8 protein-coding genes are annotated in these 19,754 nt (G+C 47.4%); all 8 read right to left on the bottom strand.

Annotated elements, in window-relative coordinates; all coding sequences use genetic code 11:
* Positions 1-182 precede the first annotated feature (182 nt).
* The 8 genes from MKY98_RS04975 to MKY98_RS04940 all read right to left on the bottom strand — a co-directional run bounded on the left by MKY98_RS04975 (position 183) and on the right by MKY98_RS04940 (position 19,598).
* A complete protein-coding gene (locus MKY98_RS04975) occupies positions 183-4,235 on the bottom strand; it encodes an S-layer homology domain-containing protein (RefSeq protein ID WP_069012926.1) in 4,053 nt (1,350 codons plus the stop codon).
* Positions 4,232-7,168 carry an S-layer homology domain-containing protein gene (locus MKY98_RS04970; RefSeq protein ID WP_069012925.1) on the bottom strand — a complete coding sequence of 979 codons (2,937 nt, stop codon included), beginning with the start codon at positions 7,166-7,168 and terminating at the stop codon, positions 4,232-4,234. Before MKY98_RS04970 ends, MKY98_RS04975 begins: the two co-directional genes overlap by 4 nt.
* A 195-nt stretch (positions 7,169-7,363) precedes the next feature.
* Positions 7,364-8,890: a glycoside hydrolase family 30 protein gene (locus MKY98_RS04965; protein WP_069012924.1), complete on the bottom strand. Its 1,527-nt coding sequence runs from the start codon at positions 8,888-8,890 to the stop codon at positions 7,364-7,366.
* Positions 8,891-9,067: 177 nt separating this feature from the next.
* Positions 9,068-11,797, bottom strand: a complete 2,730-nt coding sequence (locus MKY98_RS04960; RefSeq protein WP_069012923.1) for a beta-glucosidase — start codon at positions 11,795-11,797, stop codon at positions 9,068-9,070.
* A gap of 489 nt (positions 11,798-12,286) precedes the next feature.
* Positions 12,287-13,270 (bottom strand): Gfo/Idh/MocA family protein, encoded by a 984-nt coding sequence (locus tag MKY98_RS04955; protein ID WP_029517581.1) that lies wholly within the window; start codon positions 13,268-13,270, stop codon positions 12,287-12,289.
* Positions 13,271-13,470: 200 nt separating this feature from the next.
* Positions 13,471-13,965 (bottom strand): GNAT family N-acetyltransferase, encoded by a 495-nt coding sequence (locus tag MKY98_RS04950; protein WP_069012922.1) that lies wholly within the window; start codon positions 13,963-13,965, stop codon positions 13,471-13,473.
* 230 nt (positions 13,966-14,195) lie between these two features.
* A complete protein-coding gene (locus MKY98_RS04945; protein WP_069012921.1) occupies positions 14,196-19,163 on the bottom strand; it encodes a DUF4132 domain-containing protein in 4,968 nt (1,655 codons plus the stop codon).
* A gap of 15 nt (positions 19,164-19,178) precedes the next feature.
* Complete coding sequence (locus tag MKY98_RS04940; protein WP_069012920.1) at positions 19,179-19,598, bottom strand: hypothetical protein; 420 nt, start codon at positions 19,596-19,598, stop codon at positions 19,179-19,181.
* Between the last annotated feature and the right edge of the window lie 156 nt (positions 19,599-19,754).

Here is a 19,754-nt window from a genome sequence, read left to right as displayed (position 1 = left end):
GTACATTATAGTCATGTTTTTGTATATGTCTATGTGACTGCACTCACTGCTATAAATGATCTCTTTTATCATTACCTCTTTGTACATAAAAAGGTGTAACCCTCCATAGTTGATGGGTTACACCTTTTTAAGAATTCATGACCTGTCTTCAAAAAACAGGCGATCGCAGACAAACATACCGTTTATGGTGTATGAATGCCGACAAATTGAAAGGTCCCTTTCGGGAACGCATTCCACTCATCTGGCTGATTATAGGCAGACGATCCATAGGATATTCCTGACTTGCGGACGAACGTTCCTCCTTGTGGAGTAAACTGTTCATGTGAATTTGGATTTCCTAATACATCCACCACTTGTCCTTGGTATTTTAAAACGTATGCAACAGTGTTAAATTCGTTCGGGTTGTAGAAATCGCCCTCATCATTGAAATACCAAGCATTCGTAATATCCATGAAATCATAGAAAATAGTGTCGATGATTATATAGGGCATGGCAGGATAAACCGGATTAATCGGTAGAGTGGTAACTTTCATTTGGTTTGTTTTCTTCATCCATTGATGAAACTCCAGTGAGTAACCGTCTGCCCGATGGGAAGGATCTCCATTCCCGTTATAATACAATTGCAAAACAATTCTTCCATCCCCGCCATCCACATATTGCGAGAAATATACAGCAGGCGCTTGCTGTGGTTCCTGTTGGACCTGAAATACGACAGCTCTTCCATCCGCTCCTACCACCCATACCAGTAAAGGTTCGGGGGAAAGGGGAATGGAGGTGCCCATGAGTTCTACAGGACCGATGAATGTCGATGATGGCGTTCCTCTATATACCAGGAATTTAGATTGTCCTGGGAAATAACTGGACAGATCCACGGTTCTGTGCGGCAAGCCGTATTTAACCCCTATCGGAGTGATCCCGCCGGAAACCAGTTCGGCATTGCGTGTATTCAACGTGTATTGCACAGAACCTCCCCGACCATCCGTGGCTGTAATGGTAACAGCGGCAAGACCGCTACCTGTTCCAGAAGCCACCGTTAAGATACTGCCATTAATTGATGCACTCACCAATGTCGGATCACTGGAGCTGACCGTAAACTGAAGCACATCTCCATCCTCATCGCTGAACAGCTGTTGCAAATCATAATCTCTTTGCTGTGTAACTCCGGGAGTCAATACCTGCTCGTTTATAGCCGCTACGACTTGAGGAGCTTGATTTAGCTGAGGCATGCTGACGGTAACCGGGAACGTCGCTCCCTCTGCACGTCCGTACTGATCATACACACTGAGTGTTACACTCGTGGTCCCTACACTTACTGGGTTTAACTGTAGTTTCTGACCATTCATATGGGCCGTAGCAATTCCTGGATCATACGTGTCTGCTGTCACTGACAGGGATGCTAGATCCCAGTTCAATAAGAACGGTGAGAGATCCAGTTCTGATGCAGCATCTCCCAATTGAAGCAACTGCTCAGGGATCGCTGTAATAACCGCATTTTCCAATAGATGAACCTGTAGGTCTGCGCTAATCTCTCCGCCTCTATCGTCTTTAGCCGTGATGGTAATCACGGTATTGCCGCTAGTCAACCCATGAATAACAAGCTGATCATTTTGAACTGTAGCATCTGCCACGGCTGGATCAGACGCACTGATCTCATAACGAATCGGGTCATGGTCCGGGTCAGCAAAGATGGTGGACAGATCCACAGTTCCGTCAGCCTTGCCTAAAATCAGATGTACAGCGTCTGGTGCACGGGTTACTACCGGGCTACTGTTAGGTATGGGCAAAACCGTTACAATCAAGGTAACTGTATCTGTTCCACCCTTGCTGTCATCTGCCGTCAAGGTAATACTTACACTCCCCGCTTGCAGCGACTGCAAAGAAAGCTGAGCTCTCATTATGGTAGTCTGCACGATGGAAGCATCCGAACTGATCGCTGTGAACACCAGTGGGTCGCCATCTGCATCCGTAAATATTGTTGAAAGATCCAGTGTCATATCCGGCTGGCCCAATGTGACGGTTAACGGCTGAGGGGCTTGTCCATGTGGAGCATGGTTAGGAGCGCCCTGAACCGTTAGCTTGAAATCAATCTGCTTTTGGCCTGTGCTGCCATCCTCTCCTTGCTGTCCGTCATTGGCAGTGACATGAACGCTTGTACTGCCCGCTCGAAGCGGACTCAGACGCAATTCATCCTCCGCAAGCACCACCGACGCTACAGCAGGATCATCAACCGTAACCTGATACGTTAAGCTTGCATTTTCCGGGTCCTGAACATAATCATTCAAATGCAGTACCGAGTCCGATTGTCCTACAGTAAGCGCCTGATCTGGTATACCTGCAGATACTGGCTGGCCATTCACGGTAATTTTGAAGGTAGACGACACCCTTTTTCCCCGTCCATCATTAGCCGATACACTGATGGATGCTTTTCCGACACTGACTGGCGTAAGCTTTAATATATTGCCCGATACGGACGCCCGTACGATGCCGGATTGAAGAGAAGCTGCCGAAAAGGTCAAGGTATCCCCATCAGGATCGGTAAAGAATTGGCGTAAATCGTACAACTGTTCACCAGCGCCTTCTGTAATTACACGCTCTACTGAAGCATTTACGACTTCCGGTGAACGGTTAGCGCTGCTGGTTGAACTGGATGAGCTTCCAGAAGATGAGGACGTACCTGTTACACTTGCCGCAGCTAGACCCGTAACAGCGTTGGAAGCTACTCCGGTACCCAGTGTGACCGCAGAAACCTGTACATTTCCACTCACATTTACCTTAGCTGCCGGGTTGCTGACTTGAATATTTTCAATACTGCCTGTCGTTTTCAATTCCAAAGCCCCCGTCCCTGTGACGGTCAGCTGTTGGATTGTACTATTACCTGTCATCTCGACGGACTGGCTGCCATTTACCTGAACGCTCTGAACCGTTCCCTGAAGATTGACTTTGTTCGCCCCTTCATTAACATTTAGCTGCGGCAAGGAAGCATTCGCGCTAACCTCAATGCTTGCGCTGGATTGGACGTTCATGATCGTCGCGCTTGCGGTACCACTAAGTACAACGTGAACTTCTGGCTTTGTGACATCCATTTGCGTCAACGTTGAGCTATCAAATACAACTGTATTGTTATCTCCGCCATTAATATGGGTCTGTCCCTGCACCTGTACATCCTGTGCATAAAAATCCTGCTGTACCCGGGCATCCACCGTTAACTGCTGTTCCACATTCAAGTGCAGTACGGATGTAAAATCACCAGCGATCACCAAATCTCCGTTTAGCGTGGAGCCGTGTCCGTTCAGCACAATGTTTCCACTGAACTCTGCTTCGCCGTCACGAGCCGAAGTCCCGCTGCTGCGAAGCTCCAACCAAGTCACCTTGTCCACTGTTCGGCCTGTGGCATGGAAACGAATGCCCGCGTTGCGCAGCGCGGTCTGATTATCCGCGTGAAAAATGCCGCGCAGCGGCTCTGCCACGTCATACGCGATGCCATTGATCCGTATCTGCTTGCCGTCCATTTCCTCGAGCTGCGAAGCACGCTCCTGTGGAAACAAAGCAGATACGAGTAGGCTGGCCGCATCTACGCGGCTTACCGAGTCTTTGGCGTGTAGATTTCCGCCAAATTCACTCATCAGCCCGTTATTCAGCGCCGCCCGAATCATCGGGGCCGCCCACGGGCTGGCGTCCTTCCACGCCGTCGGCAGCGTCTGTGCCGACGGCGAGTCGGTTGTGCTAGCGGGCGTGCCCGCAGACGTCCCCGTCCCAGCGGACCTGACCAACAGCGCGACCAGTTCCTGGGCGCTGATCAGGTCATTCGGACGGAAGCGTCCGTTGGCGTCGCCCTGCATCAGCCCGGCCTTACGGGCTGCCTCTATAGCCGGGCGCCCCCAACTATCGGCGGGCACGTCCGTGAAGGAGGCAGCGCCGTCCAGGTTGCCCGTCGGAAGCTGCAACGCTTTGACCAGCAGTGCGGCTAGCTCCTGACGTGTGAGCTTCTGCCCAGGTCGGAGCGTTCCGGCGGGGTCGCCTTGGATAATCCCGAGTTCACGGGCTTTTTGCAGTTGTTCCAATTGCTGTGTTGTAAGCTGCTGTACGTCCGTCCAGGTGGCAGTATTGTTCCCTGTCGGCCCATTGGCTACGGAAGCCGCATCTATCACGGTAGCTTGCTCTGCTCCGGCAGGAAGCGAGGGGCTCAGCAGTAGCAATGCAGCTGCCAGCTGAGCGGTTAACTTCTTATTTTTCATGGTGTCATTCTCTCCCTACCGATAAAGTCACCTAAATTAACAGGGGAGTTCGTCCCCTCAACATTCCATTCGCCAGCTTGATATGGATCTGTATTACCAATGACCGTACCACTGTTCCGTCCCAAGGCCTGCCCTTGACCAATAACTGCCATATCAATGAGCACGTTGTTGTAGTACAGCTTAAGCGTAACGGGTTCCGAATTGTTATGTTGTAACTGCAGGAAGGTATAATACCAATCTTCCGATCCGAACGAACTCAAATCATTCGCAATTACAAAGGTTTGCCCAGGCATAATGACATCTCCGTCATTGGCATTTATGATAATCGGGTCTGGTTGGTCGGATCGCTCAATCCAGATTTTATTTTTCTCCAACGGTCTGTTGGTCGGATTGTACAATTCAATCGCCTGGTCCAGATAATCCGGTTCGCCTTGCCACACGACTTCGGAAATGAACAAATCTCTTTTCTCAACAATCACTGGAATCGTAAAAGATGTCGTTTCACCACGATTATCATTTGCTGTCATCGTAAGGAACGTCACACCATTACGCAACGGTTGTATGAAAAGTGTATTCCCTTCTACCTGCCCCCCTGCCACCAATGGATCAGAAGACACCACAGTATAGGTCAACGTGTCGCCATCCTCATCAGAGAACATATCATTCAGCTGCAATATTTGCTGACCATCTCCCGGGTCCAAATATTGAGGTTCAGGCACACGGGTCACTACCGGACGATGATTTACGGGTTGAGGAGCTTCAACTTGGAGCATAAATGAAGTGAAAGAAACGCCCCCACGGCCATCATTCGCCGAAATCTCAATCATCGTAATACCAGCGTTATGCAGTGCTACAAATGAATCTTCTCCATTCTCCACCACACTGCCTACTTGGGGATTGGAGGAAGTGAGGGTATACGTCAAGGTGTCGCCATCCTGGTCCATAAATAACGAACCTGGATACAGCATCAGCTTGTCCTGTAACACATTAGTAACTACGATAGGTAAATGAGGCAAAGCCACAGGTATGTGATTCTCAGGCTGCGGATCAGGCAAAGGCGCATTCACCATAGCAGCTAACTGAAGCGAGGCTGTGCCTCCCTTGCCGTCATGGGCTGTTATCGTCATTAGACTAGTGCCAGCTTGAAGCGGCGTAAGTATAAGCTGATCGCCTGTAACTTCTCCTGTGGCCACTTCTGGCGAAGCCGATTCCACCGTGTAGGTCAGTGCATCGCCATCCTCGTCATTAAACAAGTCAGACAGACTAATCTGCTTGCCACCTTCATTTAAGAGCAAAGGAATGTCATTTAGGCTGTTGCTCGCGACAGGACTGTGATTAATGTCCTCCTCATAAGTAGAGCTGGTCACTGTATAGCTGAAAAACACGCTCGCTTTGCCGCCTTTTCCATCCTCTGCCGTAACAAATACCTGTGTGCTTCCTACTGATTTAGGTTTTAAAGTAAGCTGTTTATTTGCCACTTCTGCTTCTGCTACATATACATCCGAAGTGACCGCATGATACGACAACTCATCCTGATCGGCATCGTAAAACACATTTTTCAAATCCACTAGCGTATCTCCGGAACCCATAATGGCATATTGATCGGAAGGAACTATAGCTGAGACAGGTACATGATTAGGTGTTGGTATTGGTGTTGGCGTTGGATTCGTTGTAGAACTGCCACCGCCACCACCGGATGGACTTTTTTTAGTGCTTGTTGGGGATGTATCCGAAGATGCATCCAACGTGGTATCACGTATAATTTGAGTCTCTGTTCCCCGCTCCGCAAGACGGGTCTGTACAGTCTGTATCCCATTGGCGAGACGTACCTGTGTATCGGCAAAATTCAGTTTAAGCTGCTGCCATACACCACTTCCCTGGATCTGAATAGGCTCATGCGTATCTACGATCATTTCGTTTACGTCTGCATGAATCTCTACATTTTTGGCGCCCTGCATCAAGGTTACCTGAGGTAACGTAGCTCCTTGAATTCGCACAAAATCCGCTGCAATAGCTAACTTGCCTTTAAATTCTGACCCTTTGCTATACAAAGTCACCGGATGTTGGGCTGTACCACTTTGCACAATTTGAAGCGCCGACAGATCAGCTACGTTTCGGTTCGATGCCTGATAGGTCAGGGTAGCCCCTTGAAGCGCCGGCACATTGTCCGCTCCGAACAGTTGCTTCAATTGCTGGCCGATCAAATAGGGCTTTCCATCCATATAAGCGATATCCCCGTCGATACGAGAAAGGATTCCCGTCCGTTCACCCGATTGGAACACATTCACCAGAAAGGCTGCGATATCTTGACGTTTTACCTGTACTTTAGAGTCAAACCGATTATCCGGCGTATCCATTAACCCCAGTTTGAGAGCTGCTTCTACGTTGTTTTTGGCCCATGAACTCACCTGATCCCCATCAGAAAAGTCTTGAACATCTCCGCCTTGAACATGGGTTCCTCCAATCGCTCTCACCAGAATTGCTGCCAATTCCTCACGGCTCACCGCAGCATTCGGGCGGAAAGCACCTGATTCATCTCCGGTCATTAGACCTGCCGCACGTACAGCTTCTATATAAGAAGCGGCCCAACTCCCCTGCGTATCCTTAAAAGTTACTGCTTGCTCCGTAGCGTCAAGCTTAAGTGCATTAGCCAGCAAAGCTGCCATTTCCTTGCGCGTTAACGGTTGATCTGGACGGAAGGAACCATCTGGATAACCCGTGATTAGTCCTTGCTTCACAGCCTCCTGCACCGCCTGTAATGCCTGGGATGACATAGTGGATTGATCTGTAAAAGAGACTGTACTGGTTTTAGTCACAATCGCAGACGTCTCCCGTTTCGTTTCCGCATGAACAAGCTGGGGCCCCCATGCCATACCTGCCAGCAACGTCACCATCAGCACTTTTTGCCATTCTTTATTTGTTTCTTGATTCATCAGACTCTCCCCCGTAAACGGTTCATTCTTGTTATTAGTGAAAAGATCTTATCATCCGCCTCTGAACCAATTCTGAACAATATTAAAATTTTATTTTTTTCGCAGTCTGGATTTTGTAGCAAATGAAAAAAGAGCGCTCAGCCAGATGGGCTAAGCGCTCTAAAACTTCTATAAAACGTTGATGTACAGGCCGTGTCAGAAAGCCGTAGGATTCCATTGAAAGGTAGCCGCGGACTTGGATGGAAGGGTAGATTTGAAAACCTTATTTCCCTGCCGAACCTTAAATGTCTTTGTGCTCTCTCCTGTATTGGCGGCAATCAGGACAAGCGTACCGTCCGGATTGCAGTAGGCGACCGTTTCGATACTTCCACTATAATGTGTAGAATCAATACGTACCGCACCTGGACGAACAAATTTGCTGGCGTGCCCAATCGCATAGTACTCCACATTTTTTGTAACTGCACCGCTTAACGGGTCGATGGTCACTACACCTCTACAGTTGGTGCACCCCCCATTGGTCGGACCCCCGGACGGGTCAAGTGCGATATTCCAAAAGAGGACATTTTGCGACCAATTTCGGGGTGCACCAATGATCAGCTTGGACATATCCCAGCTCAAATCATCTCCAAAGCCCGGACTCCACGCTCCCCCACTACATTCTGTCATATATACAGGCTTATCAGGAAAAGCATGATGCACATCTTTCATCGCCGTGGGCTCTCCTTTGTAGCAATGAAAGGCTGTTCCATGCGTATAGTTTCGAGCCTGTTCATCTCCTAACACGGTCTTGGCATATTCACTCCCTGTATCCCAGTTATGGTCAAAGGCAATAATCTGAGTAGATAAATGGTTGCGATTTAGGGTTGGGCCCAGATATTGTTTAATAAAATTCGCCTGTTCTGCTGCCCCCATACTCATGCTGGGATACTTGGACGTCGTGAATTCTGGCTCATTTTGAATGGAAATCGCCTGAATCGGAATCCCTTCGTTCGCATAAGCCTGTAGGTAACGAAGAAAATAGTCAGCATAAGCCTGGTAGACGCGCGGATCGGTATAGTCCAAATACCAGCCGTTATAAATCTGCTCCCCATATTTCATCCAGGGTGGAGCTGTCCACGGGGTCCCCATAATCTTTAAATCCTGGTTTCTTCTCAAGATTTGCTTCAGCACGTCGATTACATCCCGATCCTTAGCGATGGAGAAATGATTCAGCTCATAGTCCTTGCCTGTTGCCACATCGTCATAGGTATAGCTGCCAGGCTGTCCCTGTTCATCTACGGAATAATCTGAGGCTCCAATGGTATGGCGAATATAACTGAGTTGAATGCCACTGGCTGTAAACAAATCATTTAGCAGCTGATCACGCTGATTGGCAGACATGCCATGATTCATCAGGTAAGCGGACGAACCGGACACCGCTGCCCCAAACCCTTCCATCGTCTGGTAACGAATATCTGGCTTAATCTCAATCGTCAGTGTATCCGCATTCGCAGCCTTTTCTTTACTGCTATCCTTATCATTCTTATCCCAACGGATCGGGGCTTGTTGGGTTAGACGATTCGCCGGGTTGGGTGTTGTTAGCCACATGTTGACGTTATTTTCTGCTTTCGGCCCCGGAACATTCCGTATAGCCATACTGGCCAGGACTGCACAGATCAAAATGACTACTACAGCTATAAGCAGCCAGATGTCAGTACGTCGTTGCTTTTGGAGTTTCTTCATCTAATATCCTCCTCTCCCCATCACTAGCCTGTCCCCACTCTCTCTACTATTTCAGCTTTCACTTGGGTCTCCCTTTGCATACCTGTTGGACGTTTACATACCGATAGCAAAAAGAGAGCCGGTGCTTGTGTCCGTGCTCTCTTGAATATAACCATTTTAAAACAAATGTAACGGGATTTACTTTTTTGCCTTTGCTGTAGAGGTAGCCGGAATCGTAACACTTCCTGTTAGTCGTAAATCCTGAGAGGAACTGCCCACATAAATGGGCACTTCACCCGCCGGCATAACCCATGCTTTGGACTTTTCATCCCAATAAGAGAAAGCTTTCGGGTCGAGTTCAATGCGAACCTTCTTCTCTTGACCAGGCTTTAATTCTACCTTGGACCAGCCTGCCAGTTGACGGGATGGAGTCTCTACGTTTGTCGGAAGCTTACCGCTGTACACTTGTACAACCTCAGCTCCGGCTGTTTTGCCAGTGTTCTTCAATTTGAACGAAACTTCGACGGAACTCATACGATCGGATTTTTTTCCACTCGCATGCTGTTTGGTTTTCAGATCGCTATATCCGAATGTTGTATAGGATAAACCGTGTCCAAAGGAGAACGCCGGTTGAATACCCGATTTCTCATACCCACGATAGCCTACAAAAATACCATCTGAATAGTCACCTATACCGTTCACACCCGGAAACTTCTCTGGTGAGGATACAGGTGTAGACTGCTCGTTAACTGGGAAGGTTACCGGCAACTTACCCGAAGGATTTACATCTCCAAATAAGACGCGCGCTATAGCATTCCCTTGCTCTTGTCCAGCAAACCATGCTTGTACGATGGAAGGGACTTTGTCCTGCCATGTATCCATTTGCACGGCTCTACCGCTCATTTGTACGACAATGGTTTTCGGATTTACAGCCGCAACCGCACGGATCAGCCGATCCTGATTGTTCGGGAGCTCCATATCGGAACGCTCAACATATCCCTCACTCTCATACGTGCGCGTAACAACAATCGCAACATCCGATTTTTTCGCCAATTTCACAGCGTTGTCAATCAGCTTATCTGACGTATCTGCCGGAGGTTCCCAGCCCAGACGAACCATACCACCGGAATCCCGACCATTGGTCGGATAATCAGCGCGGTATTCAATACGTATCTTGTGCTTTTCACCCGCTTTAAGGGAGATGTTTTTCTTCGTAGTGCCCAGCTTTTCACCTTGATTATCCACGAAAAGCTTATCGTCGAGATACAGCTTGCTTGATCCCAAACTGGTTAATGACAATGCATAGTCACCATCCTTGGGAGCTGCAATTGCCCCTGTCCAGCGTGCAGATATCAAGCCGTTCAGTGTCGTTGGTGTATTTGGAACTTTAGGAGACTTTGCATTGAAGCCCTGATAATTATAAAATCCAAGGTTCATATTGACTTGGTCATCATTGCGTACAAGAATCGGATTGCCTTCCATCTTGTTATTCTTCCAGTATTCGCCTCGAAGTCCCTGTTCGCCATCTCCATAAGTCGCATATCCAACACTGATATCCTCTTTCTCATCAGATGTAGTCAACAGTGAAGACGGAACAGCAGATGGCCCTGGCATAATGTCTCCTGCAGAGATCGGGTCTGTGCCCGGTGCATATTGGACGGTAACTCCTTTGCCGACACGATTGCGGATGCCCTCTAACGGACTCACGGTATACGTCGGATTCACCAGCGAACTGCCTCCGCCTGCCACAGTGCCGTTATCTGCATCGGGGCCAATCACAGCAATAGACTTGAGTTTATCTTTAGACAATGGCAATGCATTGTTTTTATTTTGAAGCAGTACCATACTTTCCTCAGCCAATTGACGGGCTGTCTTGCCATGGTCATGGGCATCAATTTGGTTATTTTGAGCCGGGTGATCAAATAAACCTTTGCTGAACATTTGCACCAGAATGCGCCCAGCCTTATCATCAATCGTTTTTTCACTTACCTTACCATTCTTGACAGCAGCCAGCAGCTGATCTCCCCATTTTCCATAAGGAGTCCCCGGTGTTTCCAGATCCAAGCCACTATTTGCCGATTCGACTGTACTCAGGTTCGCGCCGTAATCACTCATCACGAAGCCCTTGAATTGCATTTCCTTTTTCAAGAGATCTGTCATGATGGTCTTGTTCTCACATGCCGATTCGCCATTGACCTTGTTAAAGGAGCACATAGCTCCGCCCAAGTCTGCCTTGGCAATAGCCTCCTGAAACGGACGTATGTAAATTTCATGCAGCGCACGGTCACTGACTTTGACATTTGTTGTGAAACGCTCTGTCTCCTGATTATTCATAAGGTAATGTTTGGCAGTCGCCAGAACAGGATGACTTTGTATACCTTTGACATAAGCGGTCGCCATTTGAGATTGCAGCAGCGGGTCCTCGCCCATAGATTCAAAGTTTCGCGATCCCCATGGAATTCGGGCAATATCCATCCCGGGTCCAAGCACCACATTATGAGTTGTATTAAAAGCCTCGTCTCCGAGCAAATCCCCATACTGTTTGGCAGCTTGGATATCCCACGTTGCAGCCAGCGCAATTGGAGCAGGCAACGCAGTCGATTGCTTGTCCTGCACATCCGGATTAGCGATACGTACACCTGCAGGTCCATCTGCCATCGTCAGCGCCGGAATGCCCAACCGCTCCATCGAATTATTATAGAATCCATAGTAATTGTTGACCTTGCCAGTCACCAAATCTATTTTTTCTTCCAGCGTCATTTCCTGTAACAGCAACGCTGTCCGTTTCTCAGCCGACAGGGCAGTGTTCATCCAAGGCCGATCTGTCCGGCTTCCTGCCGCTCCTGCAATATTCATAGGTCCGATCACGACAGCCGCGATCACTGTCATCATCACCATACGGAACAACCATGTTGATTTCACTTTCACGTTTGTAATTCCTCCTTGATGTTAGGTCATGAGGTGAATGCCTATTCAACGCTCACAGGCTTGCAAAGGCTCTCGATCCTGCGAGCTCCGACAAGAATCCAGAGCCACGGGATAAGCAAGCAAGTCAGCAAAAGCCGCAATGGCTCAAGTGACACGTTTACCACCCTACCGCACATTTTCGGAAATTTCATTGAAAGCTTTTGGAAATTCAATACTAGGACCTTCATTCTTTTTCATAAAAAGAGAGCGTTCACAATTCAGTTAACCGATGAATAAATTACACTTTTGTAACTTTTTAATGACGGTTTTTTAACTAATTTAAATCACAAAAAATGATTCATATGTCCCACTCTTGACTTACTCATATGGCGTTACCTAGCGTGCGACCAAAGTCGCTATTTGGGAATTGGAAAGACTTATGTATACAAAAATAACGCTCACAAACAAAAAAATTCCAGAGAACCTGAAAGGTCCCTGGAATGAATATGATTATTCAAACGGATACCGAAGTCCCCACTGTGAACGAATCTGATCCATCAGTTTCATAATTCCTAATGATTCATCTAAAGAAATAGTAGAACTTTCGAGCAAACCTTCGTTCAAGCAACGCCCGACTTCTTCTGCTTCAAAGGCATAGCCTGTAGAGGATCGGTCATCCTGAAAGTGTTGTGCCTCTTCACCGTCCACAACTAAAGTAGCCGATGTGCTGTTTAGGAATGACGGAATGTGAATATAGCCCTTGGTTCCATGGATGTATGCCTCATTCGTCAATCCGAGACGGACTGCCCCGTTAAGCATAGCCGTGCGTCCTTGCCCATAATCCAGCAAGATCGAAAATGTCTCGTCAACGCCTGTCTCCCCGATATGAGCAGTGCTCCATACATGCTCAGGTTCAGGACCGAAGACCATTGAAGCAAAAGAAACCGGATAAATCCCTGCATCTAACAGAGCACCTCCGCCCAGCTCAAGGTTCAAAAGCCGGCCCTCCGGGTTCCAATCTACCCGAAAACCAAATTCTGCCTTAACCAGCTTTACCTCGCCAATGTGTCCCGCATGTATCCACTCCTGCACTTGGCGAATCGGAGGCAAAAAACGTGTCCACATTGCTTCCATCAGGAATAGCTTACGCTCACGTGCAAAGCCGATTAGTTCCTCCAATTCTTTACTATTGACGGTGAAGGGTTTCTCACACAAGACCGCTTTGCCCGCCCGAAGAGCCGTCAGAACATTTTCTTTATGAAAAGGATGAGGAGTCCCTACGTAAATAGCATCTACCTCGGGATCTTGTGCTAATTCCTCATAGCTCCCGTAAGCTCGTGATATTTGATGCTTAGCTGCAAATTCGGTAGCGCTTTCAATAGTACGTGATCCAACGGCATACCCTTCTCCATTCGTAACATGCGCCAAATCCGCCACAAATTGATCTGAGATCCAGCCTGTGCCGACAATTCCCCATTTAATCTTTTTGCTCATACTTGTGTCCCTCCCAGCAATTTGGTTAACGTTGACTTACAACATACCCTTTTATTCTAGCAAACGCCTGTCCTAAACAAAAGAAATTCCTGCTCAGCGATAGTTTATATTGCTGCTTGGCAGCAAGACGACACGGCGGCCACTAAGTCACACATTTTGAACTGGAATTTCCCTCAGCATTGTTTTGGTTCAGGATCATTTTATTGAATAATGTATCTGTAAAACTTTTTATCCACTTTCATGACTGGAAAACTAATCGGCAATTCTCCTGGATCTACACTAACAAATCCATTCTTCTCATAAAATCGATGAGCTGCTACGAATTGTGGTGTTGTTCCAAGATAGATTTCTTCAATAGACCTTTCCTTAGCCCATCCTATGGCATGATGCAATAATTGATTCGAAACATTGAATGTTTTACCTCTATAATTTTGTTTTACAAACATCTTTCTGAGTGCTGCCTTACGGTCCCCAATATCTAACAAAGCTACAGTCCCCACTACGGTTCCTTCACGAAGAGCCACCCAGAAGTTGCCGTTACCACGCTGATAAAAGTTTTCAATATCAAGCAAATCTGGCTGATCCTCTTTGGTTATGGCGATATTATATTCATCTTTTTGAATATGTAAAATTAAATCGACAACTTGTGATTGATACTCAGTTGAGTACTCTTTTAGAAAGATACTTTTAAACATCGTTATGTTCTCCTATGATCGTCAATTGTTATACTGTTAGATTTCCATCAAACCACAGAACCTAAAATATTACCCATATCTCCTTATTCGTGCTTGATAAACGCTCAATATTAAATAACTCAACCTCCGCAACTAAACTAAGTTTCCACCTACACAGTCGAGGATTTGAAACCATTGTCTAGATGCGAACGTTGAGTTCATTATAAATCTATATACATCAGAATTCTATTCTACGCTTGAAGCTGTGTAAGAATTTGCGGGTCCTTGATCTTCTGATCCTCGGCCAACAACACTATTTTGGATAAAATCTCGGCTGTTCTTGGGTCTTCGTCCAGAAACGGCAGGAAGATGCGTCCACGATGCTGCGAATGCACCGGAATAATATGCAGCGCTCCCTTCGCTTGCTTATAGACACCCCCGCTTCCCAAATGCACAGCATATTCGCCAAGAGTCCCATCTACACGTGCATAATTCCCATCCACGCGTACATTGCTAATTTTCAGCAGGCGAAGTGATTCCTGCACAATGACCCTACGCATTTCAATCGTCGTCAGACTGGCCTCTGGATCAACGCCGCCTACATGGGCAACACTGACAACCAGATCCACGTCCCGCATAACTTCGGAGAACAGAACAGGAGGAACTTCGTCCAACGGTACGCTCTTATACGTTGTCCGATCAAAGAACTGCACGGTCTCCAGCGTAGGAGCCTCGGTATCTGCTGGTGAGAACCAGTCCGCCATGGCATACAGGTTGGCAATCAGATTCTCAGCATAGTACACCTTCTGGAGCCCATCCTCATAGCTGACCGTCCATTGGCGACCTTTCAATAGGGATACCGTCTTATTCGGCTGTACCTGGTGTCCCGCATATCGACGGGAAACGGTCGCGTTGGCACGTTCATCAGCATTCAGCAGGTACAGCTCACGGAACACCTGCTTAAATGGCTGGCGTATCTGACGGTCGAATAAGTCCTTCTGGAAGTCGCTCCAACGGCCACTTTCGAACAAGTGAAGGGGGTGAGCGATAATCAGCTTATCCTCTTCTCCTATAGAATGCTGTTCAGCAGAAGGATCAGTCAACACCAACGTATCCCCATTAAAATATCCGAGGTGCTCGCCAGCCTTGAAAACCAGTGTCCGCACCAACGGAGCAAGCACAGGATTACCCAGCAATCCTCTCAATTCCTTCACCATAAAGGTCGTGCCAGACTCCATAGAGCGCTCCAATTCCTTCCGAGCTCTGCGATACTGATCCACCAGATCTCCTTTAAGCTCCTTCAATGCCGTAATATACTCATCCTTCTTGAAACGAGCCGGAATGGATTTCAGCGTCTTGCCTTTGCTTACAATTTCAATATCTGCCGCTCCTTCATCATCAATGACGAGCTGCACCGTTGTAGCCTCGTCCAAAGCATGTGGCTCGAAATAAGACCGGAGATCATCCAGCTTGCGAGCCTCCATGTCCCAGACAAGACGGGTTACGTCATCATAACCTGCGTTACGTGCCAAATTCCCGAGTGCAATTCGTGAAACGAGTGCCTCACTAGCCTTACGCTGTGCCCCAAATTTTTTGCTTTGTTCCAGAAACCTTTGGATAAAATCATAACGTTCGCGTACATCTGGTTCAGGTGGCTGAGCAAGTGGAATCAAACTGTAGGTCAGCAAATGGTCTTTGTTTCGCTTGTCTTCCACTGATTTTTCCATTTCACTCCGTTTGAGCTTACCCAGCGTCGCATCCGCAAACAACTGGGATCGACGATGATTGGCTCCAGCCGAAATATACTTGGCACAATCGTACAGCAGATCAAAACGTTCCTCGCCCAACGTCTCGTAAGCCTCATGAAACCAGTGAATATCGAAGGCACCATCATTAAAATCTTGCGGAGCAATCGGCGAGTAATGAGCTACAATCGTTTCCTTCTCGGCCGAAAAACCTTCATTGATATGTGCATGGAAATACCATGCCGCACTGCGAAGTCCTTCCCATCCGAGATAACCCGCTACAATCTCAATCCACTGCGGGGCATACATTGCCGCCTCCAGCAGACGTTTATCTGTAATTTTAGTGTCCTTTAACTTTTCCTTGAGCAACGTGGCATCCTCGCCCTCACTCGGATAACATGCCTTGAGCAAGTGACTGAACGATTCCTTTTTGGTAATACGATCACCGTAACCGTACACATAACCACGCACGAATGTTTCCTTGTCGAGACCCTCCAGAATACGGATAAAATAATCCATGCCTTCAATTCGGTTCAAGCCCATAACCTTTGGCGTAGCCTCGGTAGGCAAATCGCCTCGAACCAATTCAACCTCTAACAGTCGATCAATAACCGTACGGCGTATCTCCAAAAATTCCGGGTTGCTAGAAATCCATGTATTGCGGGCATTGGTTAAGGTACTCATATGTCTTCTGCTTTCACTACCGGCCAGCAGTTCCCGATATACTTCCCCTACACCGATCAACCCTTTTTCATAGGCTTTGAAATAATCCTCCAGATCCAGCGGAGAATAAAAACGATTTTCCGCTCCTGGCAGTTCTGCGTAGTTCACAAAAGTATGGAAAAAGCGCTTAAAGGACTCATTATCATGAACCTGCCCCTTCTCCAGCGCCACCCACGGGCTGGACAATAGATGGAGCATTCCCAAATCCTCTGCTGGTCTGTCCTTAGGCACGCACTGCATTAGTGAATTTAAAGCAAGGTCAATTACGTCAAATGTTTGGTCACCGGATGTGTCCATAAAATAAGCATTAACTAATGTGCTTACCTGATCGGAGTAGGTCAGCTCTGCCATCCATCTTTGAACCTCGTTAATCCGATCCACAGGATACATTTGCTCAGCGAAGTCTTTACGCCATCCTTCCAGCAGCTTGTGCTTGCTTAGCTCTGAATAGTCCATTTTAAAAGAAAAGTATCGATAGTAGCGATCCAGCGTTCGGTCCATAGGCTCCAATCGGTCATAAAAAACAAGCTCCAGCAGTTCACGTGCTTCTATGCCGCTTTCCTGCAAATAACGGTCCCACTCCTCGTAAAGAGGATATAAAGACAGCCTGGAATCTACTTCTTCATCGACCTGAACCAGCCGTAGAGGACGAAGGTTCGTCCCAATAAGCAATGTATCTTTGTAGCCTGAATAATATTCCGCTGTATATTCCACATCACGATGATGATGAACAAGCTCATCCAGTCCAGTCAAAAACTGCTTGAGCTTCTCCAATGGACTAACAAAAACATCGGCCAATCTAAAATCACCCAGATCCACTTTCTCTTCCAACCAAGCTTCCTTGACATTCGGATCGTACAGGCCAAAACCGTTAGACCCTGTATAAGCATCCTCCTGTCCCAGTTTGGACAGCAGTTGCTCCTCTTTGGCGGTAGGTTGCTGAATGATATCGGCCAAAGCCCGCAGGTTTTCATACTGTTCGGCACGATCCGGATCTGCATATATCTTCGTCAATACCTCCAGTCCACCCAATCGTTGCAGCTCCGCCTTAGCACGCAGCAAGCGTTCCAATGAGCCAGCGAGCGGCTCTTCCGATTGTGAGAGCAACACACCAATGACACTTTGTCGCAATGAGCCCGTCTTGAGCTTTAGTAAGGCTTCCATTTGTTGCATTTCTGGTTCCGACAGCGTCAGCTTACGCGCCTTGGCCACAGCGAACTCACGGATACTCATACTTTTGTCCGACAAACTGGAAAAAATAAAATCACGCTGTACCGTATCCTCAGGATTTTGCACAAAATGGTTCAACAGTTCGCCACGCAGATTAGGGCTAATCTGTTCCTTTAAGGCTATGATTTCCCCAATCCAAGAAGCGTCCATATCATAGCCAGCGAGATATAGCATTTTTTGAATAGGTGCATCTGAGCGGTGATACAGATTTACAAAATCTAGCACCTTGGAGGGCTCGGTGGACTCACCCTTTTTTATATGTACAAACAGGTTATGAAGTCGTTCAAAATCCTTACGCCGCTCCTCTTTGCTCTCCAGCAAAGGAGTGCGCACCACTTTAACGATCCGATCCGCGACGGTCCCGCCTTCTATCCATTCATAAAAATAATTGCTTGTATAGTTCGTCAGAATCCAATATTGAAGCTCCGGATCTGTTTCATCCAGATATTCTCTCGCAATTCCGAGGCGCACATCCTTGTTGTCACTGTTAGACAGTACATACAGTGCTACGATCTTCTGGTAAGTTGCTCCCTGCTCCATGAGTTTCCGAACCTGTCCATACAGATCACGTTCCTCATGTACTGCGGTAGCCCACAAACTCATATACACTTCATTAGCATTTGAGCTGGTCAGCCATTCCTGGCGCAGTTCACTACGAGTCAATGCTTCATATGCCTGCTCGATCAGTTGGCGAACGACCCGTTGATTGGCGGATTCCAAGCCCATTCCCGTCCATACTGCAAGCGCCCGCACTACCGAGCTGTAACGAATGAAGCCTTGGTCAATGATCAACTTTAACAGATATATTAGAGCCTCCGGGGCTCCTTCATCCATTTGTTCCACAATACTTTGGCGCAATCCCTCTTGGAGTTTGGCAGCTGCCAGGAGCTCTCCGATCATGCGATAATTCTCCTCCTGATGACTCAGGAGCATGCCTTTAATCATATTGCGTGTAAGTAACGCCGCCTGATTATCCCCATAAATAATAGCTTTTAGCGCCTCAAGCACCTGTGAATTGCCGTTGTCTAGCTCGTAAGCAATCCAATCACCAATCGTTTCCTGAATCCGGTAATCCCTACCTGGTTCATAATCTTTTTTCGTTAAATAATCCATTATAGAGAATCCGATACAGTTCATTCGGATCAACTGCACCATTCTTTTATAAATCCGGGAAGTATGGGCCGTAATATCCGAAGTACGAAACGGCTTTCGCGCATACCCGGTGCTGTATGGATATTCAGTCACATGCTCTGTTAGATGTGCGAATACATCGCCCGCTGTTTGTCCAATTAGAGCACGCAATACCTCTGTCAGTGGCTTAAACAGCGGTTCTCCGCTTTCTGTCGCCCGTTCTTTTAATATTCGCTGACATTCGTTAAATGGCTCCTCGTTCTCCTGTATGTAATGAAGCTTACTCAGTTCCACAACATACTGAGCCAACTCCTGTTGTTGTCCCTCCAGTTGCGCCGCGCGCTCCTTCAGTGTGGTGAAATATTCTTGCTCATTGTTCTCTCGATGCATATTTCATTTCCCCCTCTACCATAGGCCTCCAGCCAGCATTGTGAAGCGTATAAATACAATTTCATTCCCATCCTTAAGTGCCAAAGGAGCATCCAGTTCAATAGTTTCCTCGTCACACACAAAAACTCTGTATAAACCATCTTCAAAAGCCTGCATCGCTGTGTTCACAGCATCCTTAATATCCGGGACACCATCATTATATACGGAACCGAATCCTACTTTGCCTATCTCGCCTTGTGCCTCAACTTCCTCTCCCGTGAGGAATGGAATCAGCGCGACACTCTCCTGCTTATCCCGCAGCTTTTGAACATTCAAAGCAACGGTTGCAGTAATCAAATCTCGCAATGTTTCTGGAGCAGGACTCAGTTCTATTTCCTGTCGTGCGAGTGCGGGCTTGCGTTTTCCCAGACTTTTTACAGTTACAAGCAGCTTCATGTCGTTCCCCTTCCTTTTTATTCACGCTTTTGACCCGTTGTCAGCTGAATTTTTTGACCCATTTAAAACACCGTTAACGAAATCGAAAACGAATGTTTGTTCGTATATTTATTTTAATAGGTTCCTTATCATTACTCCATCACCCTTTATGACCAA

It is taken from the genome of Paenibacillus sp. FSL M8-0228 (assembly GCF_038007385.1).
In the GTDB taxonomy this organism is placed as follows: Bacteria; Bacillota; Bacilli; order Paenibacillales; family Paenibacillaceae; genus Paenibacillus; species Paenibacillus polymyxa_D.
This window is presented reverse-complemented; position numbering and strand designations above follow the sequence as displayed.